Origin of the sequence: Pedobacter sp. SG908 (assembly GCF_011759615.1) — a bacterium.
Classification (GTDB): domain Bacteria; phylum Bacteroidota; class Bacteroidia; order Sphingobacteriales; family Sphingobacteriaceae; genus Pedobacter; species Pedobacter riviphilus.
Map to the genome: position 1 here is coordinate 350857 of NZ_JAAOYY010000003.1, position 26463 is coordinate 377319.

A 26463-nucleotide genomic window follows, 5' to 3' on the forward strand; every position below is an offset into this window, starting at 1 on the left:
GAAAATGACCGGACTGGATGAGTTGCCGAACATTTTCAGGTATATTATTGGTTTAAAGATTTGATTTGATAAAGACAGAAACCGACTTCAACAACCGGGTTTATTTCTGCTGTTTAGTAAACCCTGTTAAAATTCAGTAAGGAGTGCTGTAATTCTCATAATAATTGGTTTAGTTAAGCTAAAACGTTTTAGTGATTCAATAATAACTATTATAAATAATAATAAAACGTTTTAGCATGTAAAAAAAATATTACAGCGCCTGGAAGAATGGTTTTTTATTAGTCTCTAAGAACTAAGCGGGTAGGGATAATTACCTCTTCAGCAGGTAATTTACCTTTTGAGGAAAGCTGGTTTAAAATGAGTTTAATAATGGTTTCAGCTATTTCTTCCAGGGGTTGTTGGACAGCAGAAATACGGGGGGTATGCAGTTCGAATGCTTCATGATCATCATATGCGATAACTCCTAAATCATCTCCTACTTTTTTATTGATTTGTTTTAGCGCCTTTAAACCACTAATCGCTAAATAATTGGTTGCAAATAACACTGCATCGATTTTTTTATTTTCGAAGAGTTCTTGAATCTGAGCAATCGTTTCGTCTTCTTCCTGGTTAAAGTGGATCTTTAAAACCAGGTTGTCATCATATTTGATTCCGTTATCTTCCAATGCTTTTTTATAACCATCGTATCGCTCAATAATTTGTTCCACATTTATATCAGTGGTAACCAAAGCGATGTTTTTTTTGCCCTGATCGATAAAACTTTGTATTGATTGGTATGAAGCATTAAAATGATCGGCACCAACATAACAGGTATTAATGTCTGGCAAATTTCTATCGAAAAGAATTACCGGATTTCCATCATCAAGGAGCATCTGAATATCTTCTTCTATTCCTTTTATCGGAGAGATGATATAGGCATCAACTTTTCGCGATTTGAACATATTGATCAGCTCCTTTGCTTTGTCGATGCTATTTTCTGTGCTGGAATAAATAATTTTATATCCTCTTTTATAGGCTTTATCTTCGATTAACCTTGCAATCCTCGAGAAGAATGAATTGGAAATATCCTCGATAATCAAGCCGATGATATTGGAGTTACCAGTTCTTAAACTTCTTGCAATCTGATTAGGCTTATAACCACTTTCTTCTATAATTTTTTTTACTTTCTCTATTACTGCTTCGCTTATCGATTTCTCTTTTGCTTTACCGTTAATAATGAATGAAACTGTGGTAATGGATACGTTTGCTTTTACGGCTATATCTTTGATAGAAAGCGATTTCATTTGGTTGGGATTTCTTTAAATTAATCAATTCAAAGCTAAATAAAAATTGTAGCTTTTAAATTTTTGCCTGTTATAAAAACGCAATTTAACATTTTTTATATTAATCGTTTTAGAAACGCTTATTAAAGGATGGCATTGTGTAATTATAAAATTTAAAACAAAAGATATCTTACAACAAACTCAGGGAGATAATTTATACTTGTGATACGGCCTTGTGAAAATTTATATCCCGGTTTTAGGAAGTTTCGTATGTAAATTTCTTTTAAATTGTTTATTTTAGATAGGTAGAAATTAGCTTCGCCGTTTTTGCCGAAGCGCCAGGTTTTCCCATAAGCAAAAGCAGCTCATCATAATCCTTTAACATCTGGTTCCTGCTGGCTCCTTCCATGATGATTTTAAGCGCTTCATTCACTTTTTGGGTATTGCAATCTTCCTGGATCAGTTCGGTTACAATCTTTTTGTTTACGATAAGGTTAACCAATGAGATGAACTTTATTTTCACCAACATCCTGGCAATGGCAATTGAAATGGTCCCTCCCTTGTAAACCACCACTTGCGGAACTTTAAATAAAGCAGTTTCTAGCGTAGCTGTTCCAGAAGCTACAATTGCTGCATGGGCGTAGTGCAATAAATTATAGGTATTATTAAAAAGAAGTTTAACTTTTTTATCTCCCATAAACTGGTAGTAATAAGCTTCGGTAAAGGTTGGTGCGGCAGCAATGGCGAATATGTAGTGGGGATAACTTTCGGTAATGCTTAACATCACAGGCAATAAACGCTCTATTTCTTGCTTGCGGCTACCGGGCAATAGGGCTATAATTTTTTCACCTCCCAGTTGATTGTTTTCGCGGAAGTTTACATCTGGGGTAAACTGTGCAATTTCGTCCAATAGCGGATTGCCTACATAATCTGCCTTCATGCCCCATTCTTTGTAAAAATCGACCTCGAAAGGTAGAATACAGAACATATGATCGACAACCTTTTTGATTTTCAGCACCCGCTTCTGGTTCCAGGCCCAAACCTTAGGTGAAATGTAATAACATACTTTAATGCCATTGGTCTTTGCAAATTCTGCAATTTTTAAATTAAAGCCCGGAAAATCGATCAGAATTAATACATCAGGCTTCCAATTTAAAATATCGTCCTTACAAGCTTTGAGGTTTCTGAAAATGGTTCTTAAATTTAAAATCACCTCGGTAAAGCCCATAAAAGCCATATCGGCGTAGTGTTTAACCAGCTCTCCTCCTTCAGTTTTCATTTTATCGCCCCCGAAATACCTGAACACAGCTTCGCCGTCCTCAGTTTTTAAGGCTTTCATTAAGTTGGCACCATGTAAATCGCCTGAGGCTTCTCCGGCTACGAGGTAGTACTTCATAGTTTCTTTTGTTATCACAATATCGTCAATTGCGAGGAGGCACGACGAAGCAATCTTTTATGTTATTGTTTATTCCTTAATTTTCCTTTGTCTTGGAAAGATTGCTTCACCCTAGTCCACAATCCCCTTCTTCAGTTCGCAATGACGCCCGTTTCATTAAAACACTTTATAAGCAAAAAACACAAAAGCGCACAAAAACGTTGCGGCCAATATGCCTCTGCCAATATTTTCTTTATTGTATTTAAAAAAGTACTGCATGGTATAAGCATTTATGGCAATACCTCCAATGTATAATAAATCTGCCTTGGCAAGAGAAGCCACGTGATGAATAATATACCAGGCAATGGAACAAAATATTGCTGGTACAAGCAAACCAATTCCCAAGCCGATCCATACAGAATTATTTAATCTTTTCAATCGATCAATCATAATTGCAGCACCTAACCTAAATTAATGCCATCGGGCGCTGAAACTTTGGTACCCGCAGATTTCGAATCTTTGTTACCTATGAAATCCCAGCTGTTTAAGGCCTGTATAGCGTGATGCGCCGTTAAATCAAACTGAACCGGAACGATAGAAACATAATGATGTTCCAAAGCCCAAACATCGGTATCTTCACCCTTATCAAAATTTTCGAAAACACCGGTTAACCAGTAGTATGGGCGTTTGTAAGGATCGGTTCTCTCATCAAATTCTTCCATCCACTTCGCATTGGCCTGGCGGCAAACTTTAACACCTTTTAGATTGTCACCTTTCGGGAAATTCACATTTAAAAGTGTGCCTTCGGGTAAACCATTCGCTAAAACCTGCTCACAGATATTTTTAATGTATTTTTTAGTATGGCTAAAATCGGCATCGGCAGCAAAATCATCGAGTGAGAAACCAATAGATGGAATTTTTTCTATCGCACCTTCTACCGCGGCAGACATGGTACCTGAATACAGCACGTTAATCGAATTATTTAATCCGTGGTTAATTCCTGATACACACAGATCAGGTTTTTTACCTTTAAAGATTTTATTTACAGCAATTTTAACACAATCAACTGGGGTTCCACTGCATTTATACATTTCTACGCCTGCATAAAGATCAACCTTATCAAAACGGATCGGTTTACCTATGGTAATAGCATGCCCCATTCCACTCTGCGGACTATCTGGAGCAACTACAACCACATTGCCCAGCTCCTGCATTACCTCCATTAAATTTTTTATACCTGTAGCTGTAATCCCATCATCATTTACAACTAAAATATTTGGTTTTGTGCCCTGCTTTGTCATGTCGGTAAAAATACAGATTATAAATTCAAGGCACAATAAAGCAAGGTTTATATGCAAAAATCATTTATTCCTATATTTTTAGTTTTGAGATCAAAATTATTTCGTTCCCTGCAAGAAAGCATCTATATTTGAATAAATAACTTATTAAAAATGAATGCTGTATTTGAGATCATGCTTAAACTAACAGGTACACATTCATGATCATAAACCAAAACCAATTCAATGAAATTCAAACTATTTACTTTGGCTTGTTTTCTAATTACGGGTTCTTTCGCGAAGGCACAAACAACCTACCAATGGAAAACAGGAACTTCTGGTGGCTTTACCTACAAATATGTAACTAACGATCCGACCAAAACACGTTTTTATACTTTAAAAAACGGTTTGACAGTAATTTTATCACAGAACAACAAAGAGCCGAACATTACCTATAAAATGGCGGTAAGAGCGGGCAGTAATACCGATCCTCGTACCAATACCGGTTTGGCGCATTACTTAGAACACCTTTTGTTTAAAGGAACGGACAAATTCGGAACGCTAAATTATGCCAAAGAAAAACCACTTTTAAATAAGATCGAAGCACTTTACGAAACTTACAACAAAACTACCGATCCGGCTAAACGTAAAGAGATTTATAAGGAAATTGACAAAACTTCGGGCGAAGCTTCAAATTATTCTATCGCAAATGAATATGATAAAATGATGAAATCGATCGGAAGTAATTCTACCAACGCACACACTTCGGTAGAAGAAACCGTTTATGAAGAGGATCTTCCATCCAATGCCATTGATAAATTTTTGGCTGTGCAGGCAGAACGTTTCCGTGCCCCTGTTTTCCGCATCTTCCATACGGAGTTAGAAGCTGTGTACGAAGAGAAAAACATCGGTATGGATAACGATGGCCGTAAAATGTATGAGAAAATGCTATATGCTTTATTCCCAACACATAACTACGGACAACAAACCACCATAGGTACTATTGAGCATTTAAAAAACCCATCTTTAGTCGAAATCAGAAAATATTACGATAAATATTATGTGCCTAATAATATGGCCCTAATTATGAGCGGTGATATTAATTATGATGATTTAATCAAAAAAATCGACAAAGATTTTGCCTACATGGTCCCAAAACCTTTGTCGCTTTATAATCCTGCACCAGAAAAACCATTAACGCAGGTTCAAACGGTTGATATTTACGGTCCAAGTGCAGAAAACTTATATGTTGCTTACAGGGGTTTTGCCCAAAATACGCACCAAAGTTTATTGTTAGATTTAATCGGCAGCATTTTATCCAACGGTAAAGCGGGTTTAATGGATATCAACATCAATAAACAGCAAAAAATGTTGAGGGCAGGTGCTGGTTATAACTCGATGAAAGATTATGGAATCTTCATTTTATCTGGCTCACCTAAAGCCGGACAAAGTTTAGAAGAAGCGCAAAAATTATTGTTAGAGCAGGTAGAACTGCTTAAAAAAGGCGAATTCGACGAAAGTTTGATTAAAGCAACTGTTGCGAACATCAAATTAGCTGAATTACAAAGCTTCGATAATAACGATGTGCGAGCAGATTTCGCGATGAATGCTTTTATCCAAAACCGCGGTACAGAATGGGATAAAACCCTGGCATCAACTGACGCAATGGCTAAAGTAACCAAAAAAGAAATTGTAGATTTTGCCAATAAATTTTTCATCAACAACTATGTTTCCATCTTAAAACATAAAGGCGAAGATAAGAGCATTGTTAAAGTAGAAAAACCAGCCATTACGGCGGTAAAAACAAATGCTAATGAGGTTTCTCCATTTACAAAAGATATTATTGCTGCTCCGGTAAAACCGATTGCGCCTAAGTTTTTAGATTATACCAAAGATCTTAATTTCGGTAAAGCAGGCATTGCTGATGTAATTGCAGTTCAAAACACCGAAAACGGAATTTTCCGTTTAGGCTACCGTTTTGATATGGGCTCTTACAATTATAAATTATTGCCTTATGCTGCCCAATATTTAGCATTCTTAAGTACTGATAAATATTCGGCAGAAGATATCAGCAAGGCTTTTTACAACATCGCCTGTACCTATAGCATTAATGTAGGTACCGATGTAACTACAGTTTCGATCAGCGGTTTACAAGAAAACTTTGATAAAGCTGTTGCCTTGGTAGAAGATGTACTGGCACATTGCAAACCAAACGAAAAAGCCTTAGAAGATTTAAAAGGACGTCTGTTAAAATCGAGAGAAAATGCAAAATTGAACAAAAGTTCGATATTGAGTGGTTTAATGAGTTATGCACAATATGGTTCTGATAACCCTTTTAATTATGGATTAAGCAATGATGAGATCAAAAATATGAAATCGGCAGATTTGATCTACATCTTACATAACCTTACCAATTACAAACACACCATTACTTATTACGGTCCTAAAACTTTGGCAGCATTTTCTGCTGATATTGTAAAAGCACATCCGTTGGCTAAAGAATTTACTGATGCTGCACCGATTAAGAAATTTGTGTACACAAAAACCGATTCGAACAAAGTTTACTTTGCTGATTATGATATGGTTCAGGCGGAGATTCGCTGGGTACGCAACAGCGGCTTGTACGATCCGGCTAATGCAGCCAAAATTGCCTTATTTAACAACTATTTCGGTGGTGGTATGGGCTCAGTAGTATTCCAGACCATCCGCGAATCTAAAGCCTTGGCTTATTCTACTTTTGCAGTGTATTCTTCTCCAAACACTAAAGAGAAAGAGAATACTGTTATCGCTTATGTAGGTACACAGGCAGATAAAATGAATGAAGCAGTTGCTGGCATGAACGAGTTATTAATCACTTTACCTGAGTCGGATAAGTCATTTGCATTATCAAAAACCAATTCGTTAAATGGCTTAGAAACTAGCCGTATTACCAAAGACGGGATTATCTATACCTATTTGGCAGATAAAAAATTAGGTTTCGATCATGACTCTAGAATTGATGAATATGCAAACTTAAAACCATTAACTTTTAATGATGTAAAATCATTCCATCAAGCTAATCTTTCAGGTAAACCTTACAACTATTGTATCGTGGCTTCTGAAAAGAAAATCAACATGGCCGATCTAGCAAAATTTGGTCCGGTAACTAAATTAAACCTGGAGCAGATTTTTGGATACTAATAAGCCGGAAGGTAAAAGGTTAAAAGCTTAAGAAGGGCCTAATACCTTAATATCAAAATTACTAGCGATTCTCGGAAACGGGGATCGCTTTTTTGTTTGTCGATTAGTTCATTGGCCATTAGTTCATTGGTTAGTATGTTGCAGAAAAGTTCGTTAATTAATTTTCATTAATAGCTATCGATAATGACTCCAATCAATTTTACTCATTAAATAAAAAGCAAAAATAAGATTTATGATTACTGCTGTTATTACTATCCCAACCAAAAATGATCCCCTATTATTTCTTTCTATAGGCCAAGCATCAAATCTTACAACTATTTCTTTCCACTGATTTTTATGATGAAATATGAAATAATTAATTAGCGAAATTGAAATACAGATAATAATAACAGATAAATTAGAATCACCAAAATGAAAATATCTATTAACAAAAATCTTATAGTAAACTAAAATAGATGCGCCTAAAAGCAGGATTAAAGCATCAATACATAGTTCTGCTTTCCAGTCACTCCAAATCTTTGGTGTTGATACAACTTGCCAAAATTTATACAGTTTATAAAACAAATAATAATAAGATTTTTTTATTGTCATGCTGATTAAAATTAAAAACTAAATCTTGGATAAGAGTCTTTATAATATTCTCCAGAATCTTGTAAATAATTGTTTATTCCGCCTGGATAAAACGCATCAATACCAAAATAAGTTATAGCCGGAATTGTTCCTACACCTGAAAGCCCTAACAGTCCCATTCCTGTATTCGTTGCGGCTTTTGCGGGATGTACAGCATTTCGACTATTAGGATTATCATAATAAGTAAATACCCCCTTAACATCCATACCAACACCAATCAATAAAGAAGCTTTACCAGCTAAACCACCTATCTTAGACAAACTAAATGTTTTAACAAATTGATTACCATAAAAAACTCTCCCTGCTCTCGTTGCATTATATAATTTTAGATTACTTCCCACCTGGGTAATCCCTGAAAATTTTTCAGAAGCGATAGCAGCTACACCAAAAGTCCAATTTAACTTTCCTCCTGGTCCATACCAATCTGTTTCCTCTCTTGGTTTAGCATTCGTTCCAAAACGCCCTCCCCTGGCCTTGGCATTGTATGTTGCTTCGTTTCGGGCTCTTAAAGCAGCCCGTTCTGCAGCCAGTTCTCTGGCCTTACGCTGTTCTGGCGTCTCTATAATACTATACGACCAACTAGACATTTCACTCATGGCACTAAAAAATGTCCCCCCAAAAAATGCCTGGCTTTTCGCAAAGGTAGCAGCAGCAGCAGCATTATTTTGGTCTCTTAAGCCATCTCTTTCGTTATTGTAATGAATATCAACATGGAGACCATCTCCATCCCACCAAGTGTTTCTAAACCATTCACCTCCCCGATAATTGTCGCTGTTACCAACAGGAACCATTCCACTGGGATCAATAAACATTAATGGATTATTGAACACATAACTATATGGGCTTATACCAGAATACTTTTCACTCATAGGGTCTATAGCACTCCACCGCCCAATGGTTGCATCATAAAAACGGGCTTCAGAATCATACTGATTTAATTCGGCATCTAATTCTTTTCCATTGTAAAGGTAGTTATTTGCCTCTCCACTTGCAAAATTGATATCGGCACCGGGCATCGTAGCACCAAAAGGATAATAGCTATGCTCCTGTAGAACTCTTGCTGTTAACTGTGTTGGATCTGCTGGATCAGCATCAATAGTGGCCCTTACATTGCCCAGGTTATCGGTCAGATAATATTCATATACAAAAGCGGTCCCGTTAAAACGTGCCCGCCCTTCGGGTGTTTGTATAAATTTTAACATGGGTGCACCATCGTTAACCACAGCATATTCTAAACCGCTGTTATATAATTTCCCCTCACTGGTACCGTTAACAGTATGCTGCCAGCCTAGTTTTGTACCATCGGCACTATAAGTATATTCGGTAGTCCGGCCAGTCCCGGGCCAGGTAATGAGCTTGGGTAACGAAGCAGCGTTGTAAGCTATTGTAATGTTTTTATTCTTGTCGCTAATCACCCTTCCAAAGCCGTCATAACCATATTCATCATCTGTTTGTATTTCTTCGCTAAAACCAAGTGGGTTTCCTGTAGCATCATCTATGCGGGTATGTCTGCCCCCTTGGTACTGGTAAATTAGGCTATCTATTTGGGTACGTACCCCATTTATATTGGCGTAGCGCCCAAGATTACGGATATTACCCAATTGATCGTACTTAATATATTCGCTGTAATTCTTATCCTTGCTACCATTAGTCAAAGATTCGGCAGCAACAACGCGTCCAATAGCATCAAACTGGTAATCGTAGCCCATTTTAGGCGAAGTGCTGGTGCGGGCCACTTTCCATTGGCTTGCGCCAATATTACCGTTATATTGTGGTATGGCAGCATCTTCATATTTAAGTTCCATTCCAAACTTGGCATTGTCACCTCCTGTAATATCAGCACTATTTATCATTTTCAAGGCGCCTTGGTCATTATAACTGTAAGATTGGGTTTGCAAGAAGTTTGTACCATCTACCGAGTGTAATTTCTTTTGCGCTACCTGCCCCAGTTCGTTATACACCAGTTCTGAAAGTAAAATTTCGGATTGGTTGTTTATTTTTTCCCAGGTCTGCAATAATCTGCCACCATCATCGTACACATAACGTTCGCCAATACTAACACTCGAATTGGCCGTAGTACTTATCCGTTGAGCATTTTCCAACTGCCCTGTAAATGCGTAAGTATTAGTCAACTCATCAGTACCATTTATATTATTCTCTGCATATACTTTTATAGGTTGCCCATCCTCATCATAATAATTTACCGTCCATAGCATTTTCTGTGTATCCAGTACGCGTGTCAGACTTGCAGTAGGTAAGCCTGTAACTATGGGCGTACTCCCCGCAGGCGCCGTAGCAAACGGACAGGATGATGGTAAGTCGTAATCATCATAATAAATTACTTTATATACTTCTGTACTGTTACCCGTTGGGAAGGAAACATTACTATAGCCATAAGTACTATTCACATCACGTTTTTCCCAATTATTTACTGCAGCATCTAACTGAGCTTGTAAGGTTATTCGATCAGCAGTTGTTGCATATTTTCCGTTAAGTATAATTCGCCCTTGTACATCGTACTTTACATAACTCCATTCGTTAGAGATACGCTGAACCGAATCCTGAGTGGCTACTGGTTGATCCAGCTGGTTATAAACCATATGCAGCCAACCTGCCCCAGGAATCTTCTTGGCAATTGTACGGTTACGCTGGTCATAACGGTAAGCATAAACATAACGATTAAAAGTGCTATCGCCCAATACAATCTGCTGGGCATTAAATCCTGGCGAAAGTATATAGAGTAATCTATCTGGTTTAATCTGGTCGTAAACATAGTAAGTGGTGGCAGACTGGTTCTCTGTTATAAAAAAACGATCAGCCATTCTTCTTCCATTGCCATCGGTAAAACTTTCCTTGGTACCTGCCCGCCCCGATACCCAATTAGCATCTTTTGCAATTTCTTTAATCAATCCTTCTAAAACATTGTTACCTGAAGCACTCAAACCATTACTGGTAAGTTGCCAATTCAACACACCATCAGCGGTTGTACTGAGGGTTAAACTCGTTTTAGTAGTATGCCCGCCAGCAAGCTGATGTGTTGCTCCCACACTCCCCTGTTCAGTCTGGTTAAGCCCCAAAGGATCCAAGCGTGCTTCAGCATAGGGGAAAGTAGTAGATTTAAAGTTCCCAGTAGTGCCACTTTGGTAGAAATTATATTGTTCTCCAGATGCATATCCGCTACCGCCATCCAGTGCCTGAGCATTATATTGCCCTTGATTATTAGCTTTGGAATAAGCAAGGTATCGTTTGGGTTGTCTTCCTGCGTTATCGTAAGCAATGGGCTGTACGACATCTTTACCTGTAGGCGATGCATAAAGTGCAACCTGTTGTACCGGTCTGCCTAATCCGTCCTGATACTCGATAACCTGCGAAACCTGATTGGTCAGGAAATTTTGTTGATTAGCCTGAACGGCAGTTTTAATTCCAGGTATTTTAAATATTTTTATACTTACATAAGTCCGGTTAACACTGGGCTGGGCAGCAAAAGGCTGGCTTTGGCTAATTCCAGAAATATAGGCTCTGAAACTATTGCCTTGTGGCACAAAAAAACCCGGAACCAAAGTAATAGAACCCGATGCCATAATTTCTGGTTGCAGCGGATTATACACACTTATAATTTTAGCTTCCTGTGCCTTTACGCCTGAAGAAATTACTCCCGACAGCAAAAAAAATGCAGCCAGGTATTTGGTTATTCTTTTCATTTTGAGCGTTAATTTTTAATATGATAATCGTATGATTTGACAATATTTTTATCTCTATCCAATTCAAACTTTGGTCTTTGAAGCGCATCGTATTCCCAATACTGGGTATTACCGCGGGTATCACATTCAGATATTTTACCAAAAAGGGGCCGGTAGCAATAACTTACCATCATCGCATCTTTAGGATGCAGGCGAACCTCATCGATATAGCCGCTTCCGCTCAGGCTTACCGTTCCGTTTACTGAGAGTTGTACTACTACGTATTCCCATCCATTTAACTGCCTGCCAGTTACTGTTTTAACAACCGTTGCACCATTTATATTAATACTAGCTCCTGCCTTTTTCCAATAACTTAATTGATAAATTTTATTAACAGGTAAGCCTGCTTTACTAAGTGCACCACCCGAAAGTTCGTAACATTGTGTACCCATTGGAGCAGTTTCGTCTATGCTGGCAACGCCTGAGAATTGCCATGTTCCGGGAGATCTTTTTTCAAAACTGGTGTATGCAACCTCTTCTTCTTTTGCATTAGTAATCTCTGCAATTGTATAAAGGCTATTGTACCCCATCACATAGCTAGTTGTAGTGCCTCCTATTATTGTTTTCTGCAATATCTGCTGTTTATCGTTATATTTATCAAGCGTGACTTTAACTTTGTAATGTGGGTCGGGATTGAGACCATATACCCAGCCCGAAGGTTCAGGATATGGAGTATAATTAGAATAGGCAAAAGTTTGCGTTATACCTGCTGAGGGAATTTCCAGTGCCATAACCTCTTTCGGCATTAATTTCCCTGAGGGATAAAAAGTAGTAATGGAGCCATCAACGACGTTTCCATGATCATAATGTATTGTTTCTAGTGGAACAAAATAATAGCCATTGACCACGAGGCTATCTATGAAAGGAGTGCCCTGATTATATTCGTATGGCCTGATGTAGACATTAACTTTGTCAATGGAACCATTTGGAGAAGTTATTAATTCACGGCTTAACATATCGAAGTACATATACTCATACCGATAACTTGTTTTAAGTGAATCAGAGAAGAGATTTAATGCACTCGCGTTAGAAGTTATCACTACACAAATTTGTAGCAATATCAAATAGAAAATTATTTTTTTGCACATAGTTTATTCCGTATAGTTAGTAACCGTTTTGTTCAGCAGTTTTCTCGGGCCAGTAATTATCAGATCATAAAAATGAAAATCAAAAATAGAATCGATATTGGTATTGGAGTACAAATCTTCTAAACCCATACCAGCGGTATAATCCTGATTATGAATGGCAAAATTACTAATACTCAGATTCTTATATGAAGAGTAGTTTTCGGGAGTAAACGACCGGTATTTATACTCTTCTTTCAGCTGTTTTTTCCAGGTACCATTAATAAAAACATAACTGTTCTTTTCTTTGAGTTCTGGTCTATAACCTAACATCACAGATGTTACGGCCATTGGAACGTATTGGCGAGAAATCGTTCCACGACCTGCAATTAATGGAGAGAGATTTCTGGTATAAGGAGCAGCTTCCACAATGTTCTGCGCAGTATCAAAAACAAATTCTATCTTCGTTAGGGGTACCTGTCCATTATAAATGCGCTCTGTAACACGATTGTAATAAACTCCATTTTCGTTAATTCCTGCAAGTTCTTTTTCGGCCTCAGATTGATTGTTTATGTTGTAGGTATTGAATAACATCCAGTTTGACGGATCACCAAGATTATCGGGCAAAACCCCTATTTCAACCCCTTGCCGTATATAATTTGATAATGGGGTTGCAAAATAGCTGTTTGAAACGTAGCCACTTCCTAGAGGATCTGGATGAACTGTGTCATCATCGTTATCACCATAGGTATAGGTTTTTCTTTGATAATTCCCTGCCCCATCTGTTTGTTTAATCTCCCTAATCCTATATCCATTAGTAATAGAATTATAAGCCACATTGTTCTCAAACTCATAAGTAGTTTTTCCGCCAAAGGGATTGGTGATTTCGCTAAGCATATATTTGGGTTTATGCGTAGATACTTCATAAGCGCTTCCAATATCAAGCGGTGATATAAACCAAGAAAGCAAATGAGACGTAGGCGAGAGTGGACTAAGCCCGTTTCCATTTGGATCAAAAATTGAAAGTATGGGTACATTGTCTCCAAATGGGACTGATTCCTTTTTAGTTGAACCAGTTACATTGTTCCGGCCCGAAATATATCCCCATTGATTCGGCGACATGGGAATTTCATCAAGCAGCTGGTTATTTTCGTTGGAGAGATTATAATTAAAATTATAGACCAAAGGTTCTTCGCTTCCACCAGAAATTTCCAATGTGCTTAAAAGTGCATATCGTGTACCGACCTGGTATATGAATTTTATCTTTCTTACCAGGTTTTGATCCCAATCTAAAACCTGTAACTCTTTTAATAGCACTTCATTAATCCCATTCACTACTGTATTATCATAGCTATACATTAAGTGTCCCTCAGGAAAATCGATAGAATATAATTTATCGTTACTGGCAATATCTACAACTTTTGCTGTATCTCTTCTAAAATAATTAGGAATTGAATTGTTATAAGGCAGACATTCTCGGCAACCTTCTTTTACATAAATATGTTCACCAAAGGCCTTATTGGTTATAGACTGATAATCATAATTGAATTTCAAGGTATCCCCCGATTTAGACCGTACATTCGATAAAGACCAAACATTTGTTGCAACAGAGCCTTGTGTAGCACGAAATTCATATCTATTACCATTAATATCATTAGCGATAAAAAAATTCCCCTCACTAGGGGCAGAACCCTTATAATACTTCAAATTGAAAATAAAATTATTTTCATCAAGTTGCTGAACTGTAAAATTTGGAGCCCTATCTACAAAAATGAATCGACCTGAATAGTTTAAAGCAGTATACCTGAAAATATCAGATTCTGAATCCAGTATTTCGCTATCAAGCTGATATAGTTCGCTATTATAGATACTAGTTGGAGCATCGCCATTCGCAACGTCGGGTTTCATGAATTTAGAGAGATAAACATCCCGCCACTTACGAGAAGGAAGTGCACCTGGCATATAAGCTTGTGGAGCTTCCGCTTGTGTTTTCTCCAGATATACCCCATCAAAGGAAGGTTTTTGATACAGTTCATCAGGTCGACCACGAACTGTTCTTGATATCTGATAATTTGTAGAAAGCGACCAACCTGCACCAACAGGGCCCGACATTTGTCCCAAAGCCAGGCCTGTTGCACCATAGTTTAGGGAAATAGGTATTTTCATACCGGCAAAATCGATTTCGTAAAGTGGAATCTGAATATTTGGCCGACCAGTTGAGTAGCTGATCTGGTGATCCATTAACTGCTCTACGATCTTAGCATTTCCACTAGGGGTAACCTGTGCCCTAGCACATACAGTTGCACACAAGAGAAACAATAAAAGGCATTTTTTTTTCATTTTAGAGCTTAATTTAAGTTTTATTTTATTAAGGTTTTAGTATGTGATTTTATACATTTTGGTCAGTGTATATTAAATGACACCTATAAAATTCACTATTAGAATGCAAGCAAAATTTCAAAAAATTCAACAATACTACTGGGCAATGATCTTATACTCTCAGAATGCCGGAGGAGGACCAACAATTTTTTATACTGTAGTGATGAGAGTAATGTCAACTCTAACTTAATATTGTTCACTGTAAACAGAAAAGTTCTTTAAAGCGGCAAACTTCAAATCATATCATCCTGAAAAATTGATTCTGATATTAGTTAATTGACAAACTTTTATTTGCGCAAAAGATGCACTAATTTTGACCGTTACTGAGAGCAGTAGTAACATTTTTTTCATCATCAAATGATTATTGATTATGTATTAACTACTCTAAGTTAGAATAAAAGCGTATCGTATTATTAAAAAAAAAAGCGCAAACGTTTGCGGTCATTTATATCATGCTAGGTTAATAAAAACACTGATACAACGCCAAAAAACGCAAAATAAAACTAATAGATATAGTAAAAGCCTACATAATATATCTTTTTATTACACAGAATCACACACAAACGTTTGCGTGAAAATAGTATATCTTTTTAGGCAATAAATAATAGAGATTGAAGTAGAGTTAAATTCCGAGAATTTTATGAGGCACGAGCTTAAAATATTTTTCTCACACAAATTTGTATTCAAGAATTTCTTTTGCCGCTTAACTCTAGCTTTAATAGATTTATAATTGACTTTAGGCAAAAAAACTTCCGTTTATAGAACTATATAAACTTTCCTTCTTGATTTTTATAGATCCAAAGAAACTTTAGAATCTATAAAACCATTCTGTTTTAGAAGCAATTCATTAGTTGATTAGTTATTTGATTACTACAATAAAAAGAGCCTGACAATTAGTTGCTCAATCATTAAAATACACCAACTCACTCAAAATTTCATTCACTGAAAATTTAGCCCCGCAAACAAACTCATCGGCTGCACCATAATAAATCGTTAATTCATCTCCATTAACGATGTGGCCATTTGTAAATACTACTTCACCAAAGAAACCATGCAGTTCGTAATCCTCTTTTGGTACCATAATCGGATTTTCGGTTCTAGCCAGCACTTTCGATGGATCATTTAAATCCATTAGAAATGCGCCTAAACAATACTGATGTTTTTCATTTGCTCCGTGATATATTTCGAGCCATCCTTCTGCGGTTTTTATAGGTGCTGCACCGGCGCCCACACGGGTACTATCCCAGAGGTTAGGTCTGGTTTTAATAATACACCTGTGTTTGCCCCAATGAATCCCATCAGGAGATTCGGCCAACCAGATATAATTACCACCCAAAGCTACACTGCTGGGGCGGTGCAAAGCGTAAAATTTACCATTAACACATTCTTCAAATATGGCGCAGTCTTTATTGTGGGGAGGGATAATCATACCATAATGCTGAAAGTTTTTCCAATCTTCTGTAGTCCGCATCCCCACACCAACGCCATGCTCGGAAACAGCGGTATAGGTTAAATAATACTTATCTCCTATTAAAGCTACTCGGCAGTCTTCAATTCCAAACATTTCATCTTTGCCCTCTCCCTGTAGCGAAGGAAAGCCTTCGGGTTCATCAAAATGAATACCATCAGTGCTACAAACCAATCTTAAATGAGATAGTGTGGTTAGGTAATCAGTTCCTTTGTAAGTGATCACTCTCGGGTCGCTGGCATTGAGACCCGGATCGTTTTCTTCGATGGCTATAATTTCTATCCCAGCTTCGTTTAATACCGGAAACGAAATGATGCCTTCCTTTTGCTTTGGTCTTTCGGCTACACGGATCAATAGCCAAATTTTCCCTTCAAACTTAAAAACACCGGGGTTTAGCAGACAAACAATCTCCAGTCCTTCCCTACTGGGTACGAGATCTTTTGGAGATAATATCGGATTTTGACGAAACCGCTGAGCAATATCGGCCATAAAATGATTTTAAAATAAACAGGCGACCAAAATTTTGACCGCCTGTTTTGCTATTGAATTGATATTATAATGAGTTTATCCATTTAACTAGCTCACCTCTTCCTTTTCCTGTTTTTTGTTGCAGTTTCCCCAACAATTCATCGTCTTGACCTTCTACATGTTTTAAATCATCATCAGTTAAATCAGCATAAGCTTGTTTAACCTTTCCTTTTATTTCATTCCACTTTCCTTTTAACTCTAACTTATCCATACTCGTGTTTTTCGTGGGCAATAATGTATTTTATCCATTAATTAACAATCTTATCGCCTTTTTGTTTCGTTTTTTTAGCCCTTTACCTAAAAAAATTAGCTTATTCTACTTTATTCCCGAAGGTTTTATGTATATTTTAATTATATTAACCGTATCATTTCTATTCATAATTAAACATTACTAATTAAACTACCAATTTGATGAAAAAACTACTCTTAAGTATGATTTTATCACTTAGTGTAATTTCGTTTGCTTTCGCACAAGGCAAAGTAATTACCGGAAAAGTGACGTCAACCTCAGGACCAATTCCTGGCGTTAGCGTATTTGTAAAAGGCTCACCAGCTAACGGCACACAGAGCGACGCCTCGGGAGCTTTTAAATTAACTGTTTCGGATGACGCTAAAACACTTGTTTTTAGCTTTATCGGTTACAAAACCAAAGAAGTGCCTATTACAGGGCAAACCATTAATGTAAGCCTCGATGAGGAAAATAATACCCTATCTGATGTAGTTGTGGTGGGTTACGGTACGCAGAACAAGCGTGATGTAACAGGATCCATTGCAAAGGTTACCGCTGATGATTTTAAAGACAGACCTGTGCCAACCGTTGAGGGTGCGTTGCAGGGTAAAGCGCCTGGTGTTTTTATTAACTCAGGTAGTGGTAAACTGGGGCAGGCACTTCAAATTCGGGTTAGGGGTATTTCTTCTATTTCGGCAAGTAACCAGCCATTATTTGTAATAGATGGTGTTCCAATTGTAAGTGAAGCCTTGGGAACTTATACTGAGGCTGATAACCCGCTTGCAGCCATCAGTCCTGATGACATAGAATCGATGGAAGTATTAAAAGATGCAGCTTCAGCAGCTATTTATGGAGCAAGAGGATCGAATGGAGTGGTACTCATCACTACAAAAAAGGGCAAGCAAGGAAGAACCAACATTGATTTTGGATACTATGCAGGATTTAGCGATCCAACCAAAAAGGGTGAATTTTTAAACGCCGATCAATACCGCCAATTATTAGATGCATCTTTTAAGTATAACAATTATGATAAGGGCGACTATGCCAATGCAGCAGAAATGTGGAAAGATTATACCGGTACTGATGATTGGACAAGCAACAACAATACCAATTGGGTAAATGAAGCTTTTAGAAAAGGGCATACGCAGCAATATAGCTTAAATATTAATGGTGGTGATGCAAAAACCAGGTTTATGCTTTCAGGCAACTATAATAATAATGATGGAATTATTGTTAGTAACCGTTATGTACGTACGGGCGGCCGGTTAAGTTTAGATCATACCGTTTCGAAAATTTTAGATGTCGGAGGATCAATTAACGTCTCTAAAGTGGATAATTATCGTATACCTACTGATAATGCCTTCTCTAATCCATTACAATTAAATGCCTTGCCTCCAATTCAGCCTGTACGCGATGCATCAGGTCAATTAAATGGTTCTACCGTTTACTATAACAGCTTAATCGATTATGAAAATGGTAAAAATCTATCAACAACGTACAGAACTTTTGCCAATGCTTATGCAAGTTTAAAAATCACGCCTGATTTAGTTTTTAGAAGTGAATACGGCTTTGATTTCAACAATTTAGAAGAAGAACAGTTTTTGGGGTCGAAAACACAGGATGGAGGTAGCACAGGAGGTTCTTCTACAGATTACATGGCCAAATCCATCAATTTCAACACAAATAATACCCTTAACTATACCAAAACTTTTAACGAAAAACATAACCTAAATGCGATGGCTGGTTTCGCCTTTCAAGATACCAAATTTAGGTATTCTTCAGTAACAGGAACTACTTTACCATCAGACAGTTTTACCAAGATTGCAAGTGCAGCGGTAATTTCTGCGGGAGAGTCTTCTGAAACGAGACATACTTTTGTTTCTTATCTGGCCAGGGTAAATTATAAATATGAAGATAAATACCTGTTAAGCGCATCGATAAGAACCGATGGTTCATCAAGATTTGGGGTGAACAACCGTTACGGAACTTTCCCCGCGGCTTCAGCAGGCTGGATCATTAATCAGGAAGATTTCCTAAAATCGAGCAGCTGGTTAAGCCTATTAAAACTTAGAGGAAGTTATGGTTTAACAGGTAATGCAGAAATCGGAGATTTTGCCTCAAGGAATCTGTATCGTGGTGTTAACTATGCTGGTGTAGGAGGTACACGTCCAAGCCAGTTAGGAGACCCCAATTTAAGTTGGGAAAACACAACCAATTATAACGTAGGTTTAGATTTTGGTTTATTCTCAGACCGGATTTCGGGTACAGTTGAATATTATAAAAAGAAAACAACCGATTTATTGTTAAATGCACCAATTGCCGCAACAAACGGGTTTTCGTCTATTACGCAGAATATTGGTGATATGCAGAACCGCGGATTTGAATTCTCTATCAATACCAGAAATTTTGTTGGGGAGTTTAAATGGTCTACCTCTTTTAATATCTCTTTTAACAGAAATAAGGTTTTACGTTTGGTTGATGACCAACCTATTTATACCGGTGGAAGATTTTTAGGCAGGGTGGCGGTTGGAGAACCTTTAGGTTACTTTTATGGCAAAGCGTATGCAGGCGTAGATCCGGCCAATGGTGATGCGCTTTATTATATTGATGCATCGAGAACAGCAACGACCAATGACTATTCCCTTGCGCAAAACCAAAAACTGGGCGATCCCAATCCCAAATCCTTTGGTGGCTTTGGAAACCACTTTTCTTTCAAAAACTTCGATCTTGACATTCAGGCACAGTTTGTTTCTGGCAATGACATTTATAACATGGCAGGCGTTTTCCAATCGGCCAATGGAGACTATTTTGATAATCAAACCATTGATCAGTTAAATTATTGGACACCGACAAACACTATTACGAGCATTCCACAGCCAAGATTTGGCGAAGGAAACGGAACAAGCCCATCATCAAGATGGATACAGGATGGTTCTTACTTTAGAATAAAAAGTGTGGTTTTCAGCTATAATGTGCCTAAAGCATTTGCCAATAAATATAAATTGCAGAATGTAAAAATATTTGCATCAGCCCTTAATCTATTTACCATAACAGGTTACAAAGGTTACGATCCTGAAGTAAATACTCCTAGTGGCGGCAATCTCCAGTCTGATAACATTCAACTGGGCCACGATTTTTATACTCCCCCACAGGCAAGAACTATCACATTTGGCGTAAACATTGGCTTATAAAAACATTAGTATATGAAAAATTATAAAAATATATTGGCTGGATTTTTCCTTTTGTTAAGCATATCCAGCTGCAAAAAGCAATTAGAAATAGATCCTAAACAAAATATTGATGCCAATGTGGCACTCAATACAACTGCAGATGTTCAGAATGCTCTAATAGGAGCCTATACTTTTATGGCTACAGGCGATCTATATGGAAATAACCTTGTATTTATACCAGATCTTTATGCAAGCGATAATTACCTTACCTGGCGTGGCACTTTTACTACTTACCGCAACATTTCAAGCAAGGCCATTGTAGCGGATAATGCTGACGTAAGAAGAACCTGGGTAACCGCTTACAGTACAATTAATACCGCAAATATTGTACTTTCTGCATTAAATGTAGTAAGCAATGCCGATACTAAAAACATAATAGAAGGTAAAGCTTTATTTATCAGGGGAATCATGCATTTTGAACTGGTAAGGCTTTATGGTTTACCTTATGATGCCTCTGGTACCAATACAAATCTTGGGGTTCCGATTATTACCAAAGCGGTAAAAACCATAGACAATGTAACCAATTCGGTTGCGCGAAATACGGTTGCCGAGGTGTATGTTGCGGTAGAAAATGATTTAAAATCGGCTATCACAAAATTGGCTACAGTTGATGATCAATATGCTGCCAAAGCTTTTTTGGCAAGGGTTTATCTGCAGGAAGGTAAATATGCCTTAGCAAGAGATATAGCAAACGATATTATTACCAACAGTCCGTATCACTTAATTACCAATTCTCTTGAAGCTCCCTTCAGAACCAAAAACTCAAGTGAAGGCATTTTTGAAATTAAACAGAACGAACAAAGTAATGCAGGTACTTCAAACGATGGGCTAGCTACCTTTTATGCCAGCTATCAAAATGCTACAGGTGGGAATGTGGGCCGGGCTGATGCCTTAGTAAATAGCACGTTTTACGACTCATTTGAAACAGGTGATAAAAGACAAACTGAAATGATTTACGAAGGTACTGGTGCAAGAACAGGCCTTTTTACTAAAAAATGGTATAGCTTTTATGATAACATACCCGTTTGCAGAGTTACAGAACAATATCTGATCCGTGCAGAATGTAATTTCAGATTAGGTACATCTGTTGGTGCCACACCGGCTAGCGATATCAATACCTTGAGGACAAGAGCTGGATTAGGGGATATCGTACCCACCCTAGACATTATTTTAAATGAACGCGAAAAGGAATTGGATTATGAAGGTTTCAGACTTCATGATTATAAACGTACCAAACGTTCTATAGGCACTTTTGCTTATGATGATCCTAAATTGGTTTTCCCAATTCCAGATCGTGAAATAAATGTAAATAAAGCTTTGAAACAAAACCCAGGTTACTAGTCATAGTTGATTAAAAACAAGAAAGCCTCCCAATATAAAATTGGAAAGCTTTCTTGTTTATCACATACTAAAGCTTTTTAGCCGCTTCAATAATCTCTTCTACCACTCCCGGATCAAGCAGTGTAGAAGTATCACCTAAATTACTGGTATCACCTTCGGCAATCTTGCGCAGAATTCTGCGCATAATTTTGCCCGAACGTGTTTTCGGCAAACCAGAAACAAATAATATTTTATCTGGCTTTGCAATGGCTCCAATTACACGGGTAACGGTCTGCAATATATCTTTTTTAGATAAATCTGCTTCGCCATGCATGTCTGGATAAATAACAAAAGCATAAATCCCCTGCCCTTTTACATCATGTGGATAACCCACAACAGCACTTTCTACCACGCCCGCATGCATATTAATGGCATTTTCTACTTCTGCGGTTCCAATTCGATGTCCTGAAACATTTAATACGTCATCTACACGTCCGGTAATTCTATAATATCCATCTTCATCACGTAAACAGCCATCACCGGTGAAATATAAATTATCGTAGGTAGAGAAATAAGTCTGTTTGCAACGCTCATGGTCGCCATAAGTAGTACGCAACATGCCTGGCCAAGGAAATTTAATACAAAGATTACCCATTACCCCATTTCCTTCAATTTCGTTCCCATTTTCATCAACTAAAATTGGCTGAATTCCTGGTAAAGGTAATGTAGCAAAACTTGGTTTAGTTGGGGTTACCGTAGCAATAGGCGAAATCATAATCCCCCCGGTTTCTGTTTGCCACCAGGTATCAACAATAGGCGCTTTGCCTTGACCAATTTTTTCATCAAACCAATGCCATGCTTCTTCGTTAATTGGCTCGCCCACTGACCCCAAAACGCGGATCGAACTCAAATCTTTTCCATTAAGTGGGTCGTCGCCATAACTCATTAAAGAACGGATGGCTGTAGGTGCGGTGTATAAGGTATTTACTTTATGTTTTTCTACAATATCCCAAAAACGAGATGGGCTTGGGTAAGTTGGAATTCCTTCGAACAAAACAGATGTTGCTCCTTGCGAAAGCGGCCCATAAACGATATAAGAGTGGCCCGTAATCCAGCCAATATCTGCCGTACAGAAATAAACTTCACCCGGCTGGTAATTAAACACATTTGAAAAAGTATAACCCGCATAAACCATATAACCACCACAGGTATGCACCACACCTTTAGGTTTGCCGGTAGAGCCAGATGTGTAGAGAATAAACAGCATATCTTCTGCATCCATTTCTTCTGCTTCGCAGATATCATTTACGTGTTTAACTTCATCTTCCCACCATACATCTCTACCTTTCAACATCGAAACAGGCGTACGGATATGGGTTAGCACGATACATTTCTCTACAGTTGGGCAACCAATCAAGGCATCATCAATTACATCTTTTAAAGGAATTTGTTTGTTTCCACGGTATGAGCCATCTGCAGTAATCACTACTTTACATTGCGAGTCGTTAATCCTATCGGCGATAGATTTAGCAGAAAATCCACCAAAAATAACCGAGTGAACGGCACCAATTCTTGCACAGGCTAAAACAGCAATAGCCAGTTCTGGCACCATTGGCATATAAATACAAATACGATCGCCTTTTTTAGCTCCATTACGTTTTAAAACATTGGCAAAACGACAAACGCGTTCGTGCAACATTTTATAAGTATAAGTAACACTTTCTTCTTCTGGGTTATTCGGTTCCCAAACAATGGCTGGTTTATTTCCATTGGTTGCTAGGTGACGATCTAAACAATTTTCGGTGATATTAAGTTTTGCACCTTCAAACCATTTGATATTGGGTTCGTTAAAGTTCCAGGATAATACCTTGAACCAAGGCTTGCGCCATTGAAAGTTTTGCGCTACTTCGCCCCAAAACTGCTCTGGGTTTTCTACGCTTTTCTTATAATCTTCTTCGTATTGCTTAAAAGATGTAATTTGCATTGCTTGTTTTTATATTTTGGATTAGTGACGGCTAATTTAAATAAATAATAATAAGGAAAAACAGTCTAATCGTATCAAAATGAATATCAAACGTTTGCCAGGGAATAATTATTTCTTAACATTTCCAATATATTAAGAATTTATAGTCGGCATAACAAACCTTTTATCGCTTACGGATATTAATTAACCTAAATTCGATAATTATTCTCGAAACCTTGTATGATAAGCACCATGTTATAAAGCCCGTGCTTCCTGCCAATTGCAAACCTGATTAAGCAAAGGCCGAGGCTGCTGTAACCGAAGAAGCAAAGGCGCGGCTTTCCTTAAAAAATCAACGACCACTTTAATCCAGAACCGCTATTAAATGCTTAAAATCAAAATTAACGATCTAAGCCAGGTTAATTATAAAAATAATTAGCTAGGCTATTGTCTTTTACAATTATTATTCAGATATTTGCACACTCTTAAAAAAATTAAGCGGACGATATTAACAACTATATTTACAAGTCATGTCAAGAGTTTGTGATTTAACAGGAAAAAAAGCAATGGTAGGTAACAACGTTTCTCACTCAAACGTTAAAACCAAACGCAAATTTTACCCAAACCTACAACTTCAGAAATTTTATATTCCTGAAGAAAACCGTTGGATTACGTTGAAAGTTTCTACTTCAGCGATTAAAACCATCAATAAAGTGGGCATTAGCGAAGCAATTAACCGTTTCGTAAAAAAAGGATTTTTGTAAAAAACATTAACTGTTGAGATTAACAGTTTTCAATTTATATTAAAATGGCAAAAAAAGGTAACAGAGTTCAGGTTATTTTAGAATGTACTGAACATAAAGAAAGTGGCATGCCAGGTATGTCTAGATATATTTCTACCAAGAACCGTAAAAACACTACTGAAAGATTAGAATTGAAAAAATTCAATCCAGTATTGAGAAAAGTAACCGTACATAAAGAAATTAAATAGGTTTAGAATAAAAGACCAAAGCTTAAAGACTAAAGCATTTGCAAGTCTCAAATCTAATGTCTGATATCTCAAATCTAATAATTAAAATTATAAGAACATGGCAAAGAAAGTAGTTGCAACCCTTAAAACAGGTACAGGTAAAGAATATTCGAAAGTAATTACAATGGTAAAATCACCAAAAACTGGTGCTTACTCATTCAAAGAACTTATCGTACACAACGACCACGTAAAAGATGCTATCGCATCTAAATAAGGTTAATATTTTTTAATATAAAAATATTAAAGGCCGTTCCGTTTTAACCGGAAGGGCTTTTTTTGTTATAGCAAATTTTAGATATGGGTTTATTCGATTTTTTCAAAAAGAAAGAAACTGCACCTGAAGCTCAGGAAGCGCTGGATAAAGGTTTAGAGAAAACCAAAGACGGTTTCTTTAATAAAATTACCAAAGCCGTAGCAGGAAAATCTTCTGTTGATGATGAAGTTCTCGATAATCTGGAAGAAGTTTTGGTTACTTCTGATGTAGGCGTAAGCACTACATTAAAAATCATCAAACGTATTGAAGAACGTGTTGCTAAAGACAAATACCTCAATACCTCAGAGTTAAATTTTATCCTGCGGGATGAAATCCAGTTGCTGTTATCTGAAAACAATAGTAACGATTTCCGTCAGTTCGAATATGGCGATCATAAACCATATGTTATCATGGTGGTTGGCGTAAATGGTGTTGGTAAAACAACTACTATCGGAAAGCTGGCACATAAACTTAAAGAATCAGGACTTAAAGTAGTATTAGGCGCTGCCGATACCTTTAGAGCCGCAGCTGTTGATCAGATTAAACTTTGGGGCGAACGTGTTGGCGTACGGGTTGTAGCACAGGCCATGGGTTCTGATCCTGCTTCAGTTGCTTTTGATACCTTACAGTCTGCCGTGGCCAATAATGAAGATGTAGTAATTATCGATACTGCCGGACGTTTACACAACAAAATCGGCTTGATGAACGAGTTGGGTAAAATTAAGCAGGTGATGCAAAAGGTAGTACCAGGTGCACCACACGAAATTTTACTGGTATTAGATGCCTCAACCGGACAAAACGCTTTTGAGCAGTGCAAACAGTTTACCGAAGCAACAGATGTTAATGCATTGGCCATTACAAAATTAGATGGAACAGCGAAAGGTGGTGTAGTAATCGGAATTTCAGATCAGTTCAGGATTCCTGTTAAATACATTGGCGTGGGCGAAAAAATAGGCGATTTACAGCTTTTTGACAAGAAAGAGTTTGTGAATAGTTTGTTTAAGTAACACTTCTTGTGTGAATATACTGGAGATTTAGCTACAGGTTCACTTCGTGGGTGATTACACCGATTAGTGGATTTCACAGATTTTATATAGATTTATATATATGATCGAATATGAAAAAGACACCTTAACACAAACCATTATAGGCTGTTGTTATGAAGTTCATAATCAGTTAGGTCCAGGATTTCTGGAAAAAATATACGTGAATGCGCTAAAAATCAAACTTCAACAAGCAGGCTTAATTTACACAGCAGAAAAAGAGTTCAGTGTTGTATTTGAGCGCATTATTGTAGGAAAATTTAGGTGTGATCTTTTTGTTGAAGATAAAGTAATTGTAGAATTAAAATCAGTGACAGGATATCAACCTAAGTTATTTCAAAGTCAACTTATATCATACTTAAAAGCAAGCAAAATTAAAACCGGATTATTGATTAACTTTGGAAACACAAGCTGTGAGGTAAAACGCTTATCTATTTAACAGTATAATAGGCATAAAAACCTTAATCTATTAATCCAATCATAAGATTAATC

At 37.3% G+C, this 26463-nt stretch carries 19 protein-coding genes; 8 read left to right on the forward strand and 11 right to left on the reverse strand.

Annotation, left to right across the window (positions count from 1 at the left end; all coding sequences use genetic code 11):
- Nucleotides 1-278 precede the first annotated feature (278 nt).
- From FHT21_RS22150 to surE, 4 genes are all read right to left on the reverse strand, one after another.
- A complete protein-coding gene (locus FHT21_RS22150) occupies nt 279-1283 on the reverse strand; it encodes a LacI family DNA-binding transcriptional regulator (protein ID WP_167296914.1) in 1005 nt (334 codons plus the stop codon).
- Between the two features lie 271 nt (nt 1284-1554).
- Nucleotides 1555-2658 (reverse strand): lipid-A-disaccharide synthase, encoded by a 1104-nt coding sequence (gene lpxB / locus FHT21_RS22155; RefSeq protein ID WP_167296915.1) that lies wholly within the window; start codon nt 2656-2658, stop codon nt 1555-1557.
- 156 nt (nt 2659-2814) lie between these two features.
- Complete coding sequence (locus tag FHT21_RS22160) at nt 2815-3075, reverse strand: stationary phase survival protein SurE (RefSeq protein WP_243854075.1); 261 nt, start codon at nt 3073-3075, stop codon at nt 2815-2817.
- A 23-nt stretch (nt 3076-3098) separates the two neighbouring features.
- A complete protein-coding gene (surE, locus tag FHT21_RS22165) occupies nt 3099-3938 on the reverse strand; it encodes a 5'/3'-nucleotidase SurE (protein ID WP_167296917.1) in 840 nt (279 codons plus the stop codon).
- A 222-nt stretch (nt 3939-4160) separates the two neighbouring features.
- On the opposite strand from surE, the gene FHT21_RS22170 reads away from it, so the two are divergent.
- On the forward strand, nt 4161-7094 hold the full coding sequence (locus tag FHT21_RS22170; protein ID WP_167296918.1) for a M16 family metallopeptidase: 2934 nt from the start codon (nt 4161-4163) through the stop codon (nt 7092-7094).
- Between the two features lie 174 nt (nt 7095-7268).
- Here the strand turns inward: FHT21_RS22170 and FHT21_RS22175 are convergent, their stop codons facing one another.
- The 6 genes from FHT21_RS22175 to FHT21_RS22200 form a co-directional block, all read right to left on the reverse strand.
- Complete coding sequence (locus tag FHT21_RS22175; protein WP_167296919.1) at nt 7269-7685, reverse strand: hypothetical protein; 417 nt, start codon at nt 7683-7685, stop codon at nt 7269-7271.
- 11 nt (nt 7686-7696) lie between these two features.
- Nucleotides 7697-11425, reverse strand: coding sequence for a DUF6443 domain-containing protein (locus tag FHT21_RS22180; protein WP_167296920.1), 3729 nt, complete (start codon nt 11423-11425; stop codon nt 7697-7699).
- A gap of 8 nt (nt 11426-11433) precedes the next feature.
- Entirely contained in the window at nt 11434-12504 is a 1071-nt protein-coding gene (locus FHT21_RS22185; RefSeq protein WP_167296921.1) for a hypothetical protein, read from the reverse strand.
- A gap of 51 nt (nt 12505-12555) precedes the next feature.
- The gene (locus tag FHT21_RS22190) at nt 12556-14868 is read right to left on the reverse strand and encodes a hypothetical protein (RefSeq protein WP_167296922.1); all 2313 of its coding nucleotides are present in this window, start codon (nt 14866-14868) and stop codon (nt 12556-12558) included.
- Between the two features lie 940 nt (nt 14869-15808).
- On the reverse strand, nt 15809-16864 hold the full coding sequence (locus tag FHT21_RS22195) for a glycoside hydrolase family 130 protein (RefSeq protein WP_167296923.1): 1056 nt from the start codon (nt 16862-16864) through the stop codon (nt 15809-15811).
- 64 nt (nt 16865-16928) lie between these two features.
- On the reverse strand, nt 16929-17114 hold the full coding sequence (locus FHT21_RS22200) for a CsbD family protein (protein ID WP_167296924.1): 186 nt from the start codon (nt 17112-17114) through the stop codon (nt 16929-16931).
- Nucleotides 17115-17314: 200 nt separating this feature from the next.
- On the opposite strand from FHT21_RS22200, the gene FHT21_RS22205 reads away from it, so the two are divergent.
- Both FHT21_RS22205 and FHT21_RS22210 read left to right on the forward strand, forming a co-directional pair.
- Entirely contained in the window at nt 17315-20323 is a 3009-nt protein-coding gene (locus FHT21_RS22205) for a TonB-dependent receptor (RefSeq protein ID WP_167296925.1), read from the forward strand.
- Nucleotides 20324-20335: 12 nt separating this feature from the next.
- Nucleotides 20336-21703, forward strand: a complete 1368-nt coding sequence (locus tag FHT21_RS22210; RefSeq protein WP_167296926.1) for a RagB/SusD family nutrient uptake outer membrane protein — start codon at nt 20336-20338, stop codon at nt 21701-21703.
- Nucleotides 21704-21770: 67 nt separating this feature from the next.
- Here FHT21_RS22210 and acs read toward each other — a convergent pair whose 3' ends face one another.
- The gene (acs, locus tag FHT21_RS22215) at nt 21771-23666 is read right to left on the reverse strand and encodes an acetate--CoA ligase (protein ID WP_167296927.1); all 1896 of its coding nucleotides are present in this window, start codon (nt 23664-23666) and stop codon (nt 21771-21773) included.
- 509 nt (nt 23667-24175) lie between these two features.
- Between acs and rpmB the strand changes: the two genes are divergently transcribed.
- From rpmB to FHT21_RS22240, 5 genes are all read left to right on the forward strand, one after another.
- Nucleotides 24176-24409 (forward strand): 50S ribosomal protein L28, encoded by a 234-nt coding sequence (rpmB, locus tag FHT21_RS22220; protein ID WP_025145121.1) that lies wholly within the window; start codon nt 24176-24178, stop codon nt 24407-24409.
- A 44-nt stretch (nt 24410-24453) separates the two neighbouring features.
- A complete protein-coding gene (rpmG, locus tag FHT21_RS22225; protein ID WP_010599807.1) occupies nt 24454-24636 on the forward strand; it encodes a 50S ribosomal protein L33 in 183 nt (60 codons plus the stop codon).
- Nucleotides 24637-24733: 97 nt separating this feature from the next.
- Nucleotides 24734-24889 carry a DUF4295 domain-containing protein gene (locus tag FHT21_RS22230; protein ID WP_010599808.1) on the forward strand — a complete coding sequence of 52 codons (156 nt, stop codon included), beginning with the start codon at nt 24734-24736 and terminating at the stop codon, nt 24887-24889.
- Between the two features lie 83 nt (nt 24890-24972).
- Nucleotides 24973-25935, forward strand: coding sequence for a signal recognition particle-docking protein FtsY (ftsY, locus tag FHT21_RS22235; protein ID WP_029276206.1), 963 nt, complete (start codon nt 24973-24975; stop codon nt 25933-25935).
- 100 nt (nt 25936-26035) lie between these two features.
- The gene (locus FHT21_RS22240) at nt 26036-26410 is read left to right on the forward strand and encodes a GxxExxY protein (protein ID WP_167296928.1); all 375 of its coding nucleotides are present in this window, start codon (nt 26036-26038) and stop codon (nt 26408-26410) included.
- Nucleotides 26411-26463: the final 53 nt, after the last annotated feature.